16 protein-coding genes are annotated in these 19941 nt (G+C 63.9%); 12 read left to right on the top strand and 4 right to left on the bottom strand.

The window, feature by feature from the left end; all coding sequences use genetic code 11:
- Positions 1 to 277 precede the first annotated feature (277 nt).
- Entirely contained in the window at positions 278 to 1069 is a 792-nt protein-coding gene (locus QTI05_RS01445; protein WP_286622636.1) for an exodeoxyribonuclease III, read from the top strand.
- A 14-nt stretch (positions 1070 to 1083) separates the two neighbouring features.
- Here the strand turns inward: QTI05_RS01445 and QTI05_RS01440 are convergent, their stop codons facing one another.
- Together QTI05_RS01440 and QTI05_RS01435 are read right to left on the bottom strand one after the other, a co-directional pair.
- Positions 1084 to 1392, bottom strand: coding sequence for a hypothetical protein (locus QTI05_RS01440; protein ID WP_286542499.1), 309 nt, complete (start codon positions 1390 to 1392; stop codon positions 1084 to 1086).
- The gene (locus QTI05_RS01435; protein ID WP_286542501.1) at positions 1393 to 1635 is read right to left on the bottom strand and encodes a hypothetical protein; all 243 of its coding nucleotides are present in this window, start codon (positions 1633 to 1635) and stop codon (positions 1393 to 1395) included.
- A 306-nt stretch (positions 1636 to 1941) separates the two neighbouring features.
- Between QTI05_RS01435 and QTI05_RS01430 the strand changes: the two genes are divergently transcribed.
- On the top strand, positions 1942 to 9096 hold the full coding sequence (locus QTI05_RS01430) for a HAMP domain-containing protein (RefSeq protein ID WP_286622634.1): 7155 nt from the start codon (positions 1942 to 1944) through the stop codon (positions 9094 to 9096).
- Positions 9097 to 9109: 13 nt separating this feature from the next.
- Complete coding sequence (locus QTI05_RS01425) at positions 9110 to 10915, top strand: response regulator (protein ID WP_286622633.1); 1806 nt, start codon at positions 9110 to 9112, stop codon at positions 10913 to 10915.
- A gap of 15 nt (positions 10916 to 10930) precedes the next feature.
- Here QTI05_RS01425 and QTI05_RS01420 read toward each other — a convergent pair whose 3' ends face one another.
- Together QTI05_RS01420 and QTI05_RS01415 are read right to left on the bottom strand one after the other, a co-directional pair.
- Positions 10931 to 11224 (bottom strand): hypothetical protein, encoded by a 294-nt coding sequence (locus QTI05_RS01420; protein WP_286622632.1) that lies wholly within the window; start codon positions 11222 to 11224, stop codon positions 10931 to 10933.
- Positions 11221 to 11349, bottom strand: a complete 129-nt coding sequence (locus tag QTI05_RS01415) for a hypothetical protein (protein WP_286622631.1) — start codon at positions 11347 to 11349, stop codon at positions 11221 to 11223. The genes QTI05_RS01420 and QTI05_RS01415 overlap by 4 nt, the downstream gene beginning before the upstream one ends.
- A gap of 191 nt (positions 11350 to 11540) precedes the next feature.
- On the opposite strand from QTI05_RS01415, the gene QTI05_RS01410 reads away from it, so the two are divergent.
- The 9 genes from QTI05_RS01410 (at position 11541) to QTI05_RS01370 (ending at position 19938) form a co-directional block, all read left to right on the top strand.
- Positions 11541 to 11954: a hypothetical protein gene (locus QTI05_RS01410; protein WP_286622630.1), complete on the top strand. Its 414-nt coding sequence runs from the start codon at positions 11541 to 11543 to the stop codon at positions 11952 to 11954.
- Positions 11955 to 13418: an ATPase domain-containing protein gene (locus QTI05_RS01405; protein ID WP_286622629.1), complete on the top strand. Its 1464-nt coding sequence runs from the start codon at positions 11955 to 11957 to the stop codon at positions 13416 to 13418. It abuts the gene before it with no gap.
- Between the two features lie 72 nt (positions 13419 to 13490).
- Positions 13491 to 14795 carry a hybrid sensor histidine kinase/response regulator gene (locus QTI05_RS01400; RefSeq protein WP_286622628.1) on the top strand — a complete coding sequence of 435 codons (1305 nt, stop codon included), beginning with the start codon at positions 13491 to 13493 and terminating at the stop codon, positions 14793 to 14795.
- 207 nt (positions 14796 to 15002) lie between these two features.
- Positions 15003 to 15806, top strand: coding sequence for an alpha/beta fold hydrolase (locus tag QTI05_RS01395; protein WP_286542511.1), 804 nt, complete (start codon positions 15003 to 15005; stop codon positions 15804 to 15806).
- An 8-nt stretch (positions 15807 to 15814) separates the two neighbouring features.
- On the top strand, positions 15815 to 16939 hold the full coding sequence (locus QTI05_RS01390) for a PAS domain-containing sensor histidine kinase (protein WP_286622627.1): 1125 nt from the start codon (positions 15815 to 15817) through the stop codon (positions 16937 to 16939).
- A gap of 268 nt (positions 16940 to 17207) precedes the next feature.
- Positions 17208 to 18233 (top strand): response regulator, encoded by a 1026-nt coding sequence (locus tag QTI05_RS01385; RefSeq protein ID WP_286622626.1) that lies wholly within the window; start codon positions 17208 to 17210, stop codon positions 18231 to 18233.
- Between the two features lie 5 nt (positions 18234 to 18238).
- Positions 18239 to 18961 carry a Crp/Fnr family transcriptional regulator gene (locus tag QTI05_RS01380; RefSeq protein ID WP_286622625.1) on the top strand — a complete coding sequence of 241 codons (723 nt, stop codon included), beginning with the start codon at positions 18239 to 18241 and terminating at the stop codon, positions 18959 to 18961.
- Entirely contained in the window at positions 18958 to 19344 is a 387-nt protein-coding gene (locus QTI05_RS01375; protein WP_286542517.1) for a hemerythrin domain-containing protein, read from the top strand. Before QTI05_RS01380 ends, QTI05_RS01375 begins: the two co-directional genes overlap by 4 nt.
- 336 nt (positions 19345 to 19680) lie before the next feature.
- A complete protein-coding gene (locus QTI05_RS01370; RefSeq protein WP_286542518.1) occupies positions 19681 to 19938 on the top strand; it encodes a helix-turn-helix domain-containing protein in 258 nt (85 codons plus the stop codon).
- The last annotated feature ends 3 nt before the right edge of the window (positions 19939 to 19941 follow it).

The raw sequence follows: 19941 nt of genomic DNA, 5'->3' as shown, positions 1-19941 counted from the left end.
GGAATCGCTGGCCGACTGGACAGCGCATCTCAAGGTACGGCGCGCGTGTGCAGAACAGGTCGGCACGTCGCGCGTCAGGGCGTAGGGCTTCCCGCCGCTTATGAAGCCCGCGCCGCGGCGCTGCAGCTCCTTGCTCTGCGCGCAGGGGCAGGCGGGGCGCGCTTGCTGGGCATGCCGCAAGACGGGCATGCGCTGACGGCCGCGACCTACGCGGGCGCGTCGCGAAGTCGCCATGCTCAGGGCAATGGTCATGCCACGCCGACACCCACTGGATCTCATGGCCCCGGGCCGCACCATGCGGATAGCCACGTACAACGTCAACGACGTCCGCAAGCGCATCAACCCGCTGCGCGCGTGGCTGGACGTCACGGCGCCGGATGTTGTCTGCCTGCAGGAACTCAAGTGCGCGGAGTCCGCGTTCCCCTATGACGCACTCCGCGCAATCGGATACGAGGCATTGGTGATGGGCCAGAAGAGCTGGAACGGTGTTGCCATTCTGGCGAATGGCGGCAAACCGATCGAGATTCGCCGTGGCCTGCCGGGCGATCCTGCCGACAAGGAGGCGCGTTACCTCGAGGCGGCGGTCAACGGCCTGGTCATCGGTTGCTGCTACATGCCCAACGGCAATCCCCAGCCGGGCCCCAAGTTCGCCTACAAGCTCGACTGGTTCTCCCGCTTCAACCGGCACGCCGCCACGCTGCTGGCCTCAGGTCATCCGGTCGTGCTGGCCGGCGACTACAACGTCGTGCCGACCGACGCCGATATCTATGCCACGCGCTCCTTCAAGGACAACGCGCTGCTGCAGCCCGCGCCGCGCGCCGCCTACCAGGCGCTCCTGGACCAAGGATGGACGGATGCGCTGCAACGCCAATCGCCCAAGCAGTCCCTCTACACCTTCTGGAGCTACCTGCGAAACCGGTGGCCGCGCGACGCCGGCATGCGCATCGACCATCTCCTGCTAAGCCCGAAAGCTGCGACCCGCATGCAGGGCGCGGGCGTCGACCGTGCCGTGCGCGGCCTGGATGGCGCCAGCGATCACGCGCCGGCCTGGGTGGAGTTGAGAGGCTGAGCGGTGCAGTCGTGTCAAGGGCGCGTCGAACCCTCGTCCTCGGCCTTGAATGATTTGGAGGAGTTCATGCCCTCTTCCAGTACCCCGGCACCTTGCAGCAACGCTTCCCTCGAACTTCGGTAAGCCTCGCACGAAGTGGCAAGGTAGACCTCGGATTTCAAGCCGACAACTTTGCTGATCACCCAGTGGTAGGTGCCGTCCTCGGCGCGGTCGACACGAAGCCGAAATGCCGCCGCCCTCTTGCGCGCCGTATCTGGCCTCGGGCGCAACGAGATTGGAGCGCCATTGCTTGGCCGCAGCCCGTTTTCGGTGGAGGGCATCATCTAGTCCATCAAGTCGCCGACAACGGTATCGCCGGAATGATCGCGCCTCTGGTAGTCCGCAATCCACACCAGCGCCTTGCTCAGCAGAACTTCACGAACCTCCTCCGGTGTCATGTTCCCCGCCAGATGGGAGAGACGACACACCACTTTCTTTTTGTAGGTGACCTCCGCGGTGAGCGAGCTCCCGCACTCGCTAGCGAAGAAGCGCAAGCCCCACTGAAGATTGGAAAGCTCAGCAGTCATTGACCTGTTCTGCCCCGTAATGTGAGAACTTCACATTTGCGAATTGTCCGAATCGAGCATCACGCGTCGTGTAAGAAAAAAGCGCTATGTGGTGGCGTCCTTGGCTTGCTCGCAACAAGCGAACTTTGTTTGCCCACCGTGCAGGCTCCCTTGAGAGCCGCCGCGAACTGCCGTCTTGACCGTGTCAGTGGCCTCCTACATCGGAGTTCTTAAAGCTGCCCGAAACTTCCGTGGGGCGGTGCATCCGAAGAACCGTCAAGACCGCCCGCCCGCCTGCCAGGCGAGCATGCTGCCCCGAGAGAACTCATGAATCATCAGACCCCCTCGTCGGAGGCTCCACAGCTGACGGCCTCCCCGCGTCCCGCAAAAACCCGGTCGGCGAAGCCGGCCGACCCGCTCCTGCAGGATCAGGCGGAAGCCCGCTCTCGACAGATTCTCTCGGCACTTCAGGCCTTCTCCGCCGGGGATTTCCGGGCACGCTTGCCGCTTGAATGGGCCGGGACGGACGGTCGCATCGCCGAGACGTTCAACCAAACCATTGGGCAGGCGCAACGCCTGACGACCGAGTTCGGGCGTCTGAGCGTCACGGTCGGCAAAGAGGGCAGGCTGGCCCAGCGCATGTCGGCGCCGGGGGCGCAGGGCGCATGGGCAGCGCAGTCCGATGCCCTCAACAGGCTCATCGACGATCTTGTGCGACCGACGACGGATATCGCGCGCACCATCGGCGCGGTGGCCAAGGGCGACCTCGGGCAATCGATGGAGCTGCAGGTCGACGGGCGCGCGCTCAAGGGCGAGTTCCATCGCTCGGCACGACTGGTCAACACGATGATCGAGCAGCTGGCGGTGTTCACCTCGGAGGTCACGCGCGTGGCCCGCGAAGTTGGCATCGAAGGCAAGCTGGGCGGCCAGGCGCAGGTCAAGGGCATGTCCGGGGTCTGGAAGGATCTGACCGATTCGGTCAACCAGATGGCGGGGAACCTGACCGCACAGGTGCGCAACATTGCCGACGTCACGATCGCCGTGGCGAATGGCGATCTGTCCAAGAAGATCACGGTCGATGTGCGCGGCGAGATCCTTCAGCTGAAAGAAGCCACCAACACGATGGTCGACCAGTTGCGATCCTTCGCTTCCGAGGTCACGCGCGTGGCGCGGGAGGTGGGCACCGACGGTCGGCTGGGCGGACAGGCGGTGGTGCCGGGCGTCGCGGGCACCTGGAAGGATCTGACCGACTCGGTCAACTCGATGGCCAACAACCTCACGTCGCAGGTGCGCAACATCGCCACCGTGACCACGGCCGTTGCGCGGGGGGATCTGAGCCGAAAGATCACGGTGGACGTGAAAGGCGAAATCCTCGAGTTGAAGGAAACGATCAACACCATGGTCGACCAGCTCAACGGCTTTTCCTCGGAGGTGACGCGCGTCGCGCGCGAAGTGGGAACCGAGGGCAAGCTGGGCGGCCAGGCCCAGGTGCCCGGCATTGCGGGCACCTGGAAGGATCTGACGGACTCGGTCAACTCCATGGCGTCCAACCTGACCGGGCAGGTGCGCAACATCGCGGGCGTCGCCACAGCGATCGCCAAGGGAGACCTGTCTTCGAAGATCACGGTCGAAGTGAAAGGCGAGATCCTGGCGTTGAAAGAGACCATCAACACCATGGTGGATCAGCTGAACGGATTCGCATCCGAGGTGACGCGCGTCGCGCGCGAAGTCGGCACCGAAGGCAAGCTCGGTGGCCAGGCGCAGGTTCCGGGCGTCGCCGGCACCTGGAAAGACCTCACCGACAACGTCAACTTCATGGCGTCGAACCTGACCGGTCAGGTGCGCAACATCGCGGAGGTGACGACAGCGGTGGCCAATGGCGACCTGTCCAAAACCATCACGGTCGACGTCAAAGGCGAAATCCTCGAGCTCAAGAACACGATCAACACGATGGTCGACCAGCTCAACGGGTTCGCCTCTGAGGTCACGCGTGTCGCACGCGAGGTCGGCACCGAAGGAAAGCTCGGGGGCCAGGCAGCAGTGCCGGGCGTCGCCGGAACCTGGAAAGACCTCACGGACAGCGTCAACTTCATGGCCTCCAATCTGACCGGCCAGGTGCGCAACATCGCGGAGGTGACGACCGCGGTTGCACGCGGGGACCTGTCCAAGAAGATCACGGCCGACGTGCGCGGCGAGATCCTCGAGCTGAAGAACACGATCAACACGATGGTGGACCAGCTCAACGGCTTCGCGGGCGAGGTCAGCCGGGTGGCGCGGGAAGTCGGCACCGAAGGCGCGCTGGGTGGCCAGGCGCAGGTGCTCGGCGTCGCAGGCACCTGGAAGGACCTGACCGACAACGTCAACTCCATGGCCTCCAATCTGACCGCGCAGGTGCGCAACATCGCCGACGTGGCCACTGCCGTTGCAAATGGTGACCTGTCCAAGAAGATCACGGTCGACGTGAAGGGCGAGATCCTCGAGCTGAAGAACACGCTCAACACCATGGTGGATCAACTCAACGGCTTCGCATCGGAGGTGACCCGCGTCGCACGGGAAGTAGGCACCGACGGAAAACTCGGAGGGCAGGCACAGGTCCGCGGTGTGGCGGGCACCTGGAAGGATCTGACCGACAACGTCAATTCGATGGCGAACAACCTCACGGGGCAGGTTCGCAACATCGCGGACGTGACCACCGCCGTTGCGCGCGGCGACCTGTCGCGCAAGATCACCGTGGAGGTCAAGGGCGAGATTCTCGAGCTCAAGAACACCATCAACACGATGGTGGATCAGCTCAACGGCTTTGCCTCGGAGGTGACGCGCGTGGCGCGCGAAGTCGGCACCGAGGGCAAGCTCGGTGGCCAGGCGCAGGTGCCCGGTGTGGCCGGTACGTGGAAGGATCTGACCGACAACGTCAACTTCATGGCGTCGAACCTGACCGGACAGGTGCGCAACATCGCGGACGTCGCGACCGCGATCGCCCAGGGGGATCTCTCGCGCAAGATCACCGTGGAAGTCGAGGGCGAGATTCTGCAACTCAAGCAGACCATGAACACGATGGTGGATCAGCTCAACGCGTTTGCGGGCGAAGTCAGCCGGGTCGCGCGCGAAGTGGGTACCGACGGCAAGCTCGGCGGGCAGGCCGCGGTGGAAGGCGTCGCCGGCACCTGGAAGGACCTGACAGACAACGTCAATTCCATGGCGTCCAACCTGACCGGGCAGGTGCGCAACATTGCCGAGGTCACGATCGCCGTTGCGAACGGAGACCTGTCCAAGAAGATCACCGTGGACGTGCGCGGCGAGATACTGGAGCTGAAAGAGACCATCAACACGATGGTCGACCAGTTGCGCTCCTTTGCCGCGGAGGTCAGCCGCGTGGCGCGAGAGGTCGGAACCGACGGCAAGCTCGGCGGGCAGGCTCAGGTGCCGGGCGTGGCCGGCACGTGGAAGGATTTGACCGACAACGTCAACTCCATGGCGAACAACCTGACAGGCCAGGTTCGCAACATCGCCGATGTGGCCACGGCCATCGCGCGTGGCGACCTCGGACGCAAGATCACCGTCGATGTGAAGGGCGAGATCCTGCAGCTGAAGGAAACCATCAACACCATGGTGGATCAGCTGTCAGCCTTCGCGGCCGAAGTGACCCGGGTGGCGCGCGAGGTCGGGACGGAAGGCAAGCTCGGAGGCCAGGCGGCCGTGCCCGGCGTGGCGGGCACCTGGAAGGATCTCACGGACAACGTGAATTCGATGGCCTCGAATCTGACCGGGCAGGTGCGCAACATCGCAGAGGTAACGATCGCGGTGGCCAGTGGCGACCTGTCCAAGAAGATCACCGTGGACGTGCGAGGCGAGATTCTGCAGCTCAAGGAAACCATCAACACGATGGTCGAGCAGCTGCGCTCGTTTGCGTCCGAGGTGACGCGGGTCGCGCGCGAGGTCGGCACGGAAGGGCGCCTGGGCGTGCAGGCCGTGGTACCCGGCGTGGCCGGTACCTGGAAGGATCTGACAGACTCGGTCAACACCATGGGCGCCAACCTCACCTCCCAGGTTCGCAACATTGCGGAAGTGACGACCGCCGTGGCGCGCGGCGACCTGAACCGCAAGATCACCGTGGATGTGAAAGGCGAAATCCTCGAGTTGAAGAACACCATCAACACGATGGTCGACCAGCTGAACTCCTTTGCCGGAGAAGTGACGCGCGTGGCGCGCGAAGTGGGTACGGAGGGAAAGCTGGGCGGGCAGGCCCAGGTGAGCGGTGTGGGCGGCACGTGGAAGGATCTCACCGACAACGTCAACTTCATGGCGTCGAACCTCACCGAACAGGTGCGCGGTATCGTCAAGGTGGTGACCGCCGTGGCGGACGGCAACCTCACCCAGCGCCTCACCGTGCAGGCCAAGGGCGAAGTGGCGGCACTTGCGGACACGATCAACGGAATGACCGACACGCTGGCCACCTTCGCGGATCAGGTGACCAACGTCGCGCGCGAAGTGGGGGTCGACGGCAGACTCGGGGGGCAGGCCAACGTGCCCGGCGCCGCCGGCACATGGAAGGATCTCACCGGCAACGTCAACCTGCTGGCGGCCAACCTGACCACGCAGGTGCGCGCCATTGCCGAGGTGGCCACGGCCGTGACCAAGGGCGACCTCACGCGCTCGATCCAGGTCGATGCCAAAGGCGAAGTGTCCGAGCTCAAGGACAACATCAACACGATGATCTCCAACCTGCGCGAGACCACGGAGCGCAACCGGGAGCAGGATTGGCTCAAGACCAATCTCGCCCGCTTCACTGGCATGTTGCAAGGGCAGAGAGAACTCAGCACGGTCGGCAAAATGCTGCTGTCGGAGCTTGCGCCGCTCGTGCACGCCCACCAGGGAACGGTGTACCACAGCAGTGTCGAAGATCGCAGCGGGGGCCGCCTGTCACAGCTGTCGAGCTATGCACACACTGGCAAGGTTCGCCTGGCGGAGACGATCGGCCTGGGCGAAGGACTGGTGGGGCAGTGCGCGGTCGAGCAAAAGCGCATTCTGCTCACGAATGTCCCGCCTGATTTTGTCGGCATCGGCTCCAGCCTCGGCGAAGCACGCCAGCTGAATGTGGTGGTGCTGCCCGTGCTCTTCGAGAATCACACCAAGGCGGTCATCGAGCTGGCGTCGCTGCACCCCTTCACGGTGGTGAACCTCAACTTCCTGGACCAGTTGGCACTCAACATCGGGGCCGTTTTCAACACCATCGAGGCGACGATGCGCACGGAGGGGTTGCTCACCCAGTCCCAGCAGCTGACGGTCGAGCTGCAGTCGCGCCAGAGCGAGCTGCAGCAGACCAACGAGGAACTCGGCACCAAGGCGCGCCTGCTCGCCGAGCAGAACGCGGAGGTCGAACGCAAGAACGCAGAGGTCGAGCAGGCGCGCGGCGCACTGGAAGAGAAGGCTTCCGAGCTGGCGCTGACCTCGAAGTACAAGTCCGAATTCCTGGCCAACATGTCGCACGAGTTGCGCACCCCGCTCAACTCCATCCTCATCCTGAGCCAGCAGCTCGCCGAAAACGCATCCGGCACTCTCTCGAGCAAGCAGGTGGAGTTCTCCCGCAACATCAATTCCTCCGGAACCGACTTGCTGCACCTGATCAACGACATCCTGGATCTCTCCAAGATCGAGTCGGGAACGGTCACCGTGGATGTGGAGGAGATCAGCTTTGCCGCGCTGCGCGACAACATCGACAGGAACTTCCGCCATGTGGCGGAGGCGAAGAGCCTTCCATTCCACATCCGGTTCGAGAAGGATCTGCCGCGCTCGATGGACAGCGATTCGAAACGCCTCCAGCAAATCCTCAAGAACCTTCTGTCCAACGCGGTGAAGTTCACGGCCCAAGGCCAGGTCGAGGTGCGGGTGGGACTCGCCAGGACGGGGTGGAGCCCGGATCATCCGGTGCTGCGCCAGGCACAGCACGTGGTCGCGTTCGCCGTGGAAGACACGGGCATCGGCGTGGCCCCCGAAAAGCAGCGGCTCATCTTCGAGGCGTTCCAGCAGGCCGACGCGGGCACCTCCCGCAAGTACGGCGGCACCGGCCTGGGGCTTGCCATCAGCCGCGAGCTCGCCGTGCTGCTCGGCGGTGAAATCAAGCTCACGAGTGTGTTCGGCCAGGGCAGCGTCTTCACGCTCTTCCTTCCGTTGCACTACGCGGGGTCGGATGCGACGACTGTTGTGCACCGGCCTGATGCCGCGGTCGGTGAACCGGGCAGGGCGCTTGCTGCGTTGCAGGTGCTGCGCGAAGAACGCATTGCGGACGACCGCGACGCGGTGGCAGCGGGCGATTGCGTCTTGCTCATCGTCGAGGACGACCCGCACTACGCGCGCATCCTGCTCGGGATGGCGCGGGACAAGGGCTTCAAGGGGATTGTTGCGACCAAGGGCGCGTCCGGGCTCGCGCTGGCCCGTCAGTACCGTCCCGCCGCCATCTGCCTGGATATTTTCCTGCCGGACATGCTGGGATGGACCGTGCTGAATCAGCTCAAGATGGATCCCGCATTGCGCCACATCCCGGTTCAGATCATCACGCAGGAGGAAGAGCGACAGCACGGCCTGGCCCATGGCGCGTTTGCCTACATCGTCAAGGAGCCCACCACCACCCATCTGGAACAGTCGTTCGACCGCCTCAAGGCGTTCCTGGTCCCGCGCACCAAGCGGCTGCTGGTGGTGGAGGACGACGACATCGAACGCGAAGCCGTCATGACGCTCCTGGGCGACAGCGACATCGAGATGGTGGGAGCTTCGACCGGCGTTGCGGCACTGGCCCAGATGCGCCGCCAGCCGTTCGACTGCGTGGTGCTGGATTTGCGTCTCCCGGACATGACCGGCTTCGAACTGCTGGAGCAACTGCAGGCCGAGCCGGAACTCGCCGGTACCCCCGTCGTCGTGTTTACCGGCAAAGAGTTGAACCGCGAGGAGCAGGATCGGCTGCACACGATGTCCAGGCGCATCGTGCTGAAGGACGTGCAGTCGCCCGAGCGTCTGCTGGACGAGACGGCGCTGTTCCTGCATCGCGTGGTCACGCAGCTGCCCCCGGAAAAGCAGGCGCTGCTCGAACGCCTGCACAACTCCACGGAAGTCCTGCGGGGGCACAAGGTGCTCATCGTCGACGACGACGCGCGCAACATCTTTGCCCTTACCTCCGTGCTCGAGAACCATGACGTGGAAGTGACCAGCGCGACCACCGGTCGGCAAGCCATCGAGATCCTGAACCGCAGCGGTGATATCGCGATGATCCTGATGGACATCATGATGCCGGACATGGACGGCTACGCGACGTTGCGCGAAATTCGCCGGGATCCGAGGTTTCGCATCCTTCCCATCCTGGCCCTCACCGCCAAGGCAATGAAGGGCGACAGGGAGAAGTGCCTGGACGCAGGCGCGAGCGACTACATTGCCAAGCCCGTCAACACCGATCAGCTGCTGTCGCTGATGCGCGTTTGGCTGTTCCGATGAGACGGAGCCTTCAATGTCCGCGTCCTTCGATCCCCTTTCCCCGCGCGGCCCGCTGATGGCGGACAACGGGAGGGCTACGACCCCGGAGGCCGGCCTACCCGCGACCGACCGCGCGGATCATGGCGTGACACGCGCGCTGGCCGAACCGGTCAACGTCCTGATCGTGGACGATGAGCCCAACAACCTGACGGTTCTAGAAACCGTGCTGGACGACTCGGGCTATCGGCTCGTCCATGCCAACTCGGGGGAGCAGGCCCTCATGGCGCTGATGACCCACGAGTTTGCGGTTCTGGTGCTCGACGTGAGCATGCCCGACATGAGTGGCTTCGAGCTGGCCCAGCTCGTCAAGCAGCGCAAGAAGACGGCAAGCATCCCGATCATTTTCCTGACGGCCTATTTCAACGACGAGCGCAGTGTCGTGGAGGGCTATGGCAGCGGCGCCGTCGACTACCTCCACAAGCCCGTCAATGTCAACGTGTTGCGCTCCAAGGTGTCCGTCTTCGCCGAGCTGTACCGCAAGGGCCGTGCGTTGGAGGAAGCCAATCGTGCGCTCGTTGGGGAAATTGCGGAGCGTCGCACCGTCGAAGAGCGCCTGCGCGAACTGAACGACACGCTGGAACGCCGGGTGCTGGACCGCACCGAGGCGCTTGAGGCGAGCGAAGCGCAGTTGCGCAGTGCGGATCGTCGCAAGGACGAGTTCCTGGCGACACTTGCACACGAATTGCGCAACCCGCTGGCGCCAATTGGCTACGCGGTGCGGCTTTTGGGATTGAAGGGGCCGGCGGACCCCGAGGTCGTGCGCGCGTCCGATCTGATCGGGCGGCAGGTCAAGGCCATGAGCCGGTTGATCGATGACCTCATGGACGTGAGCCGCATCAACCAAGGCAAGATCCAGCTCCATCGCGAGCGCATCCTCCTCGCCTCGGTGCTCCGGGACGCGATCGATGCCGCGCGGCCTGTGATCGACGAGTGCAAGCACGAGTTGCAAGTCACGCTCCCCGACCAGGAGGTGACGCTCGAAGGAGACGCCACGCGGCTCGCCCAGGCGTTCATGAACCTTCTCCACAATGCATCGAAGTACACGGACAGCGGTGGGCAGATCGCCATCAGCGTTCTGCCGCGTGGGCAGCACGTGGAAGTGACGTTGCGTGACAGCGGCATCGGCATCGCGGCCGATCGGCTGGAAAGCATCTTCGAGATGTTTTCGCAGGTGGAGACTGCCTTGTCCCGTTCCCGCGGCGGGCTTGGCATCGGTCTTTCACTGACCCGGCGGCTGGTGGAACTGCACGGCGGCACGATCGTGGCGCGCAGCGAGGGGACGGGGCGCGGCAGTGAATTCGTCGTGTCGTTGCCCTTGGTGGATGCACCTCCCGCAGGCGCTGCCGACTTTTCAGGCCAGGGCGCCGCTAGCGGGGAGGCACCCTTGCCCGCGCTGCGCGTGCTGGTGGCGGACGACAACCAGGATGCCGCCGAGGCGCTGACCGAACTGCTGCGTGCGATGGGCCACTGCGTGCGGTGTGTGTTCGACGGCGAGGCTGCCGTTTCGGGGGCGCGAGAGTTCGACCCCGAGCTGATCCTGCTGGACATCGGCATGCCCAAGCTGAACGGCTACGAAGCATGCCGGGCGATCCGCGCAGACCGAACTGGCCGGCGCATCTGGATCTGCGCAGTCACAGGCTGGGGCCAGCCGGAGGACGTGCGGATGGCTTCGGAAGCCGGCTTTGACCGACACCTCGTCAAGCCACTCGACCCCGATACGCTCCTTCGGTTGATCGGCGAAGTTGTCGCAGGCGGGCGCCCGCGGCTCGGGTCGGGCTGACGTCGCAATCGGGCGCTACTTCGGCTTGGTCGCCATGTCTGCCTGCAGACGGCGCGCCCCGGCGGCCCGTGCGGATGCTTCGATGGCCCAAAGGTCAACCCTGGCTTTCGCCAGCCCCTCGAGCGTCCTCAAGGCCTCGCCCGCCGCGCCGCGCCTTCGCCCAATCGAGAGTCGCCCACGGAATTCCTTCTTGGCGAAGAGGTCGGCGTGCGCGAAGATTCGACCGCCCACCTCCTCGACCCGGAGGTCGATGGAAACGCCGCGGTAGCGGATGCGCTGGGTTCGCTGTTCGGATGACTGTGTCTTCATGATGGTCGTCCCAGGGGATAAGCGGGAGCGTCGGTCGAATGCCGGAGGGAGATGACCAGTCCGGCGGCGCGCAGCGTGACAGGCAAGCGCGATGCCGAGAGCTTGCCCAGCAGTTCCATGGCCATGGGGATCTCCTTTCTCGTTGACCGGGTGAGAACGGCGAAAAGATAGTTCCGGGCGGCTCGATTTTCAAGAGATCCCTCCACCCAGCGGCCTTGAAGGCATCGGCAACGTGTGCCGAAGCGGCGGGATGGCGCCCAAAAAGCACCGGCCCGAAATGCCCGAGAATGCATGTCCACACCCGAGCCGGAGGGCCATGCGCGAAGACATCATCAGGCAGGCGCTTTTGCAGCGCCGGGGCGACGCTTCCGACCCTGGCCAAACTGCGGATGCCACCATCGCCGTCTTGCGTCTTCTTCACGGCGAACTTGCCTCGGTCGTCGGGGCGCAGGCCTCAACTGCATTGGTCGCGCATGCGGTACATCGCACGCGCACAACGATCGAATGGACGGCGCCGCCCGTCGCCGGCCAGTCAGACACGCTGCTTCAGGCTTTGCGCAACGACCTCGCGGCGCGCACGTCCGCTGAATGCCTGTTAGCAGGGGAGACCCTCATTTCCGTCTTGGTCGATCACCTCATTTCCCTTATCGGCGAACCGCTGACCCTTCGCATGTTGAATTCGGCTTGGGGCACGCAAGCTGCGGACCAGTCCTCCCAGGAGAATCTCTAAATGACCAAGAAGGTTGTCATCCGACGACTGCCCACCGGCGTGCCGGGACTGGACGCGTTGCTCCAGGGCGGACTGGCGGAATATTCGTTCAACCTGATCGCTGGCGCGCCTGGATCCGGCAAAACGACCCTCGCGCACCAGATCATGTTCGCACTCGCGAACCCCGACCGGCGCGCCATCTTCTTCACAGTGCTGGGCGAGCCTCCCCTCAAAATGCTGCGCTACCAGCAGCAGTACAGCTTCTTCGATCCCGCCAAGGTCAACGACTCCATCCGTTTCATCAACCTGGCCGATGAAATCGTCGCAGGTGACTACGACCGCGTCTTGAAGCGGATCGTGGAGGAGGTCGAACGCTTCGGGCCCTCCCTGGTCATGGTCGACTCGTTTCGCTCCGTCATCCAGTCGGCAAAGACGGCGGGCAGGATCGAGATGGATCTGCAGAAGTTCGTGCAGCGCCTCGGCATGCTCCTGACCACCTGGGAGGCAACGACCTTTCTGATCGGGGAATACGTCGCGCTCGAAAGCGAGGCCAATCCGATTTTCACGGTCGCAGACGGCATCATCTGGATGGCGCAATCCGTCGAGCGCAACTCGGTCGTGCGCAAGATCCAGATCACGAAGATGCGCGGCCACGCCACCATCCCCGGCCTGCACACCTTTCGCATCAGCGACGATGGCCTGCAGATTTTCCCGCGCAGGATTGCTGCGAGCCCGATGCCGCCTGAAAGCAACATATCCAGCGGGCATGGCAGCGCGCCTTCACGTCTCTCGATGGGCGTGCCGCTGCTCGATGAAATGATGGGAGGCGGACTGCCGGCGGGCTATTCGTTGCTCGTCGCGGGCCCCTCCGGTTCGGGCAAGTCACAGCTTGCCGCGGCTTTCCTGGCGGAGGGCGCGCGAGCGGGGGAGAAGGGGGTCATCGCGGCCTTCGAAAAAATCCCGGCGCGATCGCACAAGATGCAACTGGACGAACTGATCGCCAGCGGCGAGGTCGGCATGATCGATACGCGCTCGCTGGACCTGTCCATTGACGAGACGCTTCACGCATTGACGGAGTTGATCGAGCGCACCGGCGCGACGAGAGTCGTCATCGACTCCATTTCGGGGTTCGAGCTGGCATTGGCACCAAGCTTCCGGGAGGATTTTCGGGAGTCGCTGTACCGCATGATTGCGGTGCTGACAGGCATGGGTGCGGCCGTCCTGATGATTTCAGAGTTGGAAGACCGCTACACCGACCTGCGCTTCAGCCCGTACGGTGCGGCGTTCCTCACCGATGCGATCATCGTTCAGCGCTACGTCGAACTCGAAGGTCAACTCAAGCGCGTCATGGCCGTGGTCAAGATGCGCAACAGCGACCATAGCCATGAGCTTCGCTTCTACGAAGTCACGGATGCCGGCATCGTGATCGGCCCGCCGACGCCCGGCATGACTGCCTTGTTGACCGGCCATCCGCGGCCGTCTTGAAGTCATGCACGGTTCGCCATGGCTGCCGAATCCACCGACTCTCCATCTGGCCCCAAGGGGACCGATGGGAGCATGAGCCCGCGAGAGCAGGCTCTTGCGCAGCGCGAGCGCGAGGTGGCACGCCGTGAAGAGGCCTTGCGCCTATGGGAGCTGACGCGGTCGACCGTCGAGGCCGGCAGCGGGGATCTGAGGGAGGCGAACGCACACCTGGTCATGGCGACGCTTGCCGCCGAGAGACTGGAGGAGGCGGCGCAAAAGGCGAAGCACCTGCAGGATGAATTCCTCGCCATGTTGGCCCATGAACTGCGCAACCCGTTGGCGCCGATTCGAAGTGCCGTGAACCTGATGGAGCGGATCGACACGGCCGACCCCCGTTTGACGACCATCCGTGAAGTGGTACGCCGTCAGGTCGAACACATGGCGCGGCTGCTGGACGACTTGCTCGATGCGTCTCGCGTGACGAGCGGCAAGGTCACTCTGCAGCGGCGAACGGTCAAGGTCAGCGAGTTCGTCGACCAGGCCGTCGAGATGTATCACGGGCTCATCGATTCACAGCGCCAGCATCTCACGCTCGACATGCCCGCCAGCCCCCTCTTTGTAAACGGGGACCTGACGCGGTTGGCGCAGATCATTGGCAATCTGCTTCACAACGCCGCCAAGTACACGCCGGAGGGCGGCGACATCGCCTTGATCGCAAGGCGGGAGGCAGACGAGGTAGTGATTCGCGTGACCGACAACGGGAGCGGAATTTCGGCGGAATCGCTGCCTCATATCTTCAACCTGTTTGCCCAGGAAGAGCGCTCTCTGAGCCGCAGTCAGGGTGGCCTGGGCATCGGGCTCACGGTGGTGCGCAGCATGGTCGAGCTGCATGGGGGAACGGTCAAGGCGCGCAGCGACGGGCTCGGTGCTGGCAGCGAGTTCACGGTGGTTCTGCCCCGCGTGGCAAAGGTTGAAGAGCCGGCCCTTCAGCCAACGCCAAGGCCTGCCTTTGTTCCAGCCCGCATCCTGCTCGTGGACGACAACGTCGACGCGGGCGTGATGCTGTCCATGCTGCTGGAGATGTCGGGCTACGAGGTCGAGGTGGCCCAGGACGGCGCGAGCGCTCTGGTCGCCTTCGCTCGCCAGCGGTCCCAGATCGTGGTGTGCGACATCGGTCTGCCCGACATGAATGGCTACGAGGTCGCCAAGCGTCTGCGCCGGAGTTGCACTGCGGGCGATTCGTCACCGCTATTGATCGCGCTTACCGGTTACGAGAGTCCGGAGGACCGCAAGCGCGCGCTGGCTGCGGGATTCGATCATCACTTGGCCAAGCCGGTCGACCTCGAGGACTTGCTCAAAGTGATCGTAAGGGCAGATATCTCCCCGGGCGAGTTGTAGAACTTGCGCCCTTCGATGCATCACGCGTCACAATGGAAGTGCGAGAGCTGCGGCAACGAAGCCCAGGCTCTCCGCTTTCACAATTGCGGCCCATCAGCGATCCGTGCCGAAGGTCGCCCGCCCTTCCGCAGCCTTCCTCAACTTCACAGCAAAGACGCCCTCATGGCCCGAGGCTTTGCCAAGCCACTCGGTTCGAGAAAACAACCCATGAACTTGCAGCAACGTAACAAGATCCATGTGGCCGGAAGTGGCCCTGCGACCCTTTTCTTTGCGCACGGATTCGGGTGCGACCAGAACATGTGGCGTCTGCTCGAACCCGAATACCGCAAGCGCTACAAGACGGTGGTCTTCGATCTCGTCGGCAGTGGCGGTTCGGATCTGTCGGCCTTCGACCGAGACAAGTACGCGACGCTCAGTGGCCATGCCGAGGACGTCGCCGAAATCGTGCAGGCGTATCGGGAAGGCCCCGCCGTGTTCGTCGGACATTCAGTGAGCGCAATGATCGGCGTTCTCGCGGATCGGGCGCATCCAGGACTCTTCGCGGCACACGCCATGGTGGGGCCGTCGCCGTGCTACATCAACGATGGCGACTACATTGGCGGGTTCGAACGCGCCGACATCGACTCGCTGCTGAACACCCTCGAAAGCAACTACCTCGGCTGGTCGAGCACCTTTGCGCCGGCCATCATGGGGGCTCCCGAGCAACCCGAGCTCGGCGTCGAGCTGACCAACAGCTTCTGCCGCACCGACCCCGAGATTGCCAAGCATTTCGCGCGGGTGACCTTCCTGTCTGACCTTCGGCCCGCGATTGCGAATCTGCAGACGCCCTCGCTCATTCTCCAGTGTGACGACGACCTGATCGCGCCCGTCGAGGTTGGCCAATACATGCACAGGGTGATGCCGAACAGCATGCTCAGGATCATTGAGAACGTCGGGCATTGCCCGCACCTGAGCCGGCCCGGCGCGAGCAGCGACGCGATCGATGCCTTCCTGTCGCAACACGGGCTGTAGGTCGTTCGGTGTCTACGCTGGATCCCGACCGCGAAGAACTCCTGGATGGGGCGCCCTGCGGGCTGATGCAGACCGATGCGAAAGGTGTCTTCCTTCGCGTGAACAAGCCGTTTTGCCTATGGTTGGGCTACGCCAAGGAGGAACTGATCGGCAAGAGGCGGCTGCAGGATCTGCTGACCATGGGCGCACGCATCTTCCATCAGACCCACTGGGCACCGCTGCTGGAGATGCAGGGATCGATCTCAGAGCTCAAGCTCGACGTCAGGCATCGGGATGGCAGCGCGGTGCCGATGGTGCTGAACGTCGTGCGGCATGGGCAGGGTCCGGCGCTGACGGATGAAGTGGCCGCGTTCGTCGCGCGTGACAGGGACAAGTACGAAGAGGAACTGGTGCTGGCGCGCAAGAAGCTAGAGGCGCAGGTCGCGGAAGTGGAGCGTCTCCAGGCCGAAACGAGGGATCGAGCGCTTTTCGCCGAGCAGATGATCGGCATCGTGAGCCACGATCTGCGCAATCCGCTGTCGGCGGTGAACACCGGTATCCAGTTGCTGTTCCGGCACGCACCGACGGACAACCAGGCACGCGTGCTGTCGCGGATGGCGCAATCGGTGGACCGGGCGCATCGACTGGTTTCCGACCTGCTGGACTTCACGGTCGCTCGCGTTGGAAAAGGCATTGCGATCAACCCACGCCAAGTCGATCTTCACGAAGTTGTGGCCCAGAGCGTGGCCGAACTCGCGCTGTCGTTCCCCGATCGAACGTTGCGCCATGAGACCCGCGGCGACGGCAGGTGCAGCGTAGATCCCGATCGGTTGGCGCAACTCGTTGGCAACCTGGTGGCAAACGCTGCGGCCTATGGCGATGCGAGCAGGGATGTCATGGTGACAACGACGGTGCTCGACGAGCGAATCGAAATTTCCGTTCACAACTGGGGACCGGCCATTCCCCCTGAATTGATGGCCTCCCTGTTTCAACCCATGGTTCGCGGCGCGGCAGCGGCTACAGGCAGAAGCGTAGGGCTCGGCCTTTTCATCATCATGGAAATTGCCAAGGCCCACGGCGGTACGGTGGAGGTGGACTCAAGCGACCAACGGGGCACAACGTTTACGGCAGCGATTCGGGCTCGACCCGCGTAGCGGTGTCCAGCGCGGCCTCGCGACGTGTAGGACAACGGCGGCTTGATTTCGAGCGCAAATGCTGCACCGGCGCTTTTGAGGAGGTTCCATGTTGTCTCATTGGCCGTCGGCTGATACAAAAGGTGCCATGAGGAATCCATGGACAAAAATGAATCTGCCAGTGCCCTCTGCGCATGGGCCTGCGCGCATACGGTTGAACCACCCTTGCGCGAGCGCCACTCTGCCCGGTGCCACGCGGCAGGCGAGCTGACAACCGAATAGAGACGGAATGCAAAACGGGCTTCCAGTCATCCTCGCTCGGCACCCCTCGCGAAGTAGCGAGCCGCTGCGGCTGATGCTCAGTGACTGGCTCAACTTTCGGATTGTCGGATCGGCGGAGAGTGAAGTTGAAGCCACAACGCTTGTTGAATCCCTCGGGCGCGGCTGGAACCTGCTGATTGTCGACCTCGTCTTGCGATCCGGTACCGGTTTGGGCGTCGTGAAGTCGGTCCGGAAACATCATGACCAGTTTGTGCTGGTGGTGGGCAGCCAGGTGACGCATCGAATGCGGGCGCGGTGCTTGTCCCTGGGCGCAGACGCGGTGTTCGACGAGTCGACGGAAGTCAACGCGTTGTTCCGATTTTGTGCCACCGCCAGTTTGATGCTGAACAGCGCCGGGGTCGTGCGCGACGAAAATTTCCGGGGGAGTCTGCTCGGCCTGGTGCAGCCCGACGCAGAGTCAGAGACATCCGGGAAGGCGCTGCCCCAAGGCGGGTCTAGACGTTGGCGAAGAGCAGGGCGCGCCATGCCCTGGCCAAAGGCAACGCGTGTGGACACCCACTCGGCAAACCCGCCCGCCGGCAAGAAAGACAGCCGCAATGGCTACGAACACCCACTGCAGCTCGGGGCCATGACGGTGACCTTTGCGGCGGTCGAGGACGGCAGACTTGCTGCATCGCTCGCCCGGCAACTTCGAGAGATTTCGCAGCCGGGTGAGGCGGCGACCCTGATAGTGGCCACGATTGAGGCCCTCTGCCATGCCTTGCGGCCGGCGATTGGAGAGTTCGGTGTTGACGCGATGTTCCGTCGAAGCGTTGGGCTTGCGGCCCTCGAACACCCCTGGATGCGAAGCCTGCAAGACCGGGGTGCCGTCGCGCCCGACCGGGCCGCGCTGAAGTCCTTGTTGGAAGCACAGGACGTCCGGGAAACCTGCAAGGCCGGCAACTGCATTCTTCGCTCGTTCAACTATCTGTTGTCTGGGATGGTCGGGCTTCGGCTATCCGACGAGATGCTCCGCCAAGTCACTTCGAGCTGAGTTCAGTGACAACCGGTTCGCCCGACCCCAGGAAAAACCAGCTGCTCGCGGTGCTGCCGGATGCCGAGTGGCAGCGTTGGCAGCCACAACTCGAGTGGGTGGACCTGCCACGGGGGCAGGTGCTCTACGAGCCGGGCAGCACGCTGAGCCACGTTTACTTTCCGACCACCGCCATCGTCTCGCTGCTCTATGTGACGGAGAACGGCGCCTCGGCCGAGCTCGCTATGGTCGGCAACGAAGGCATCATCGGCATTGCGCTCTTCATGGGCGGGGAATCGACGCCCAGCCGGGCGGTGGTGCAAAGCGCAGGGGAGGGCTTCCGGCTCCCGGCCCAGGTGATGAAGGACGAGTTCAATCGGGCCGGCCCGGTGCTGCACCTGATGTTGCGCTACACCCAGGCACTGATCACCCAGATGGCGCAGACGGCGGCGTGCAATCGGCACCATTCGCTGGACCAGCAGCTATGCCGCTGGCTGCTGCTGAGCCTGGATCGCCTGCAAGGCAACGAGCTCGTGATGACACAGGAGCTGATCGCCAACATGCTCGGCGTGCGCCGCGAGGGCGTGACCGAGGCTGCCCTCAAACTGCAGAAAGCCGGGTTGATCCGGTATGCGCGCGGCCGCATCTCGGTGCTGGATCGCGAGGGACTGGAGAAGCGCACCTGCGAGTGCTATGCGGTGGTCAAGAGAGAGCACGACCGACTACTTCCAGAGAAGGTAGGCACATGAGCAGCGGCATTCCAGGGCATTCGCCACCGACCGCCGGATTCGAGGTGCCGCTGGAAATGCTCTCCGCGTGCCACTTTCGCATCGAGCAACAGTGCGCGACATTGCGGCGCCTCGTTACGCACCTGGCCAATCACGGCGCAGACGAGGAGGCACGTACCGCAGCCGCCAATGTGATGCGCTATTTCGATACGTCGGCGAAGCATCATCATGCAGACGAGGAGAAGGATCTCTTCCCTGCGCTCATCGAGTCGATGGCGGGCTCGGATCCGGTGTGCCTGCGTGAGATGACGCAAGGCCTCGCGGCCGAGCACCGGGAGCTCGATGCGCTTGAGCGAATCGGCCGCGCGATGCGCGAGCGGCGAGGAATCGATCTCCCGCAATGAGCGTTTCAACCGAGAAGTCACGGCGCAGGGCGTAGCCCAGGCCGAGCGCGATGTCACCGCCGATCAGCGAGAAGGCGACCAGGCCCATGGCTCAAACGGCCCGAAATCGTGCGACGAGTCGGCGCGACAGTACAGGCCTATCTGTTGGATGCGTGAGGGCCCCGTCCGCACGGCGCAGGAACGGGTCGGGCACGCGGACATGGCAGCCGCAATGAATGTGCCAAGGGATCAACTACCTTGAATTGTTGGCTCGATGGCGTTTTCACATGGCCTCGGCCATTAGCCGCCGCCGGACCACAGCACCGAGCAGGCCGCCGGCGCAGCGACAATGTACCCATGACCCAAGGCAAGCGCATCTCGGCAGATATCAGCGGCGACGCCTTGCATTCAATACGGGAATTTGGGGCAGCGGCAAGGCTGGCCCGAACGGCGGCCGGGGAGGGCCAGGCCGCCGCGGCCGCGCGTCTGGGCGTGCATGTCCAAACCATCGGCCGCATCGAAGCGGGTGAGCCCGGCGTGGCCATCGGGCACGTGCTGGGCCTGCTCGCGCTCTACGGCATCGGCGTCAGGCTGCAGCAGCCTGAAGGCCGCTGAGCC

It is taken from the genome of Variovorax fucosicus, from assembly GCF_030316825.1.
Classification (GTDB): domain Bacteria; phylum Pseudomonadota; class Gammaproteobacteria; order Burkholderiales; family Burkholderiaceae_C; genus Variovorax; species Variovorax fucosicus.
Note: the sequence above shows the minus strand (reverse complement) of the source record. Positions and strands in the feature narration are given on the sequence as shown.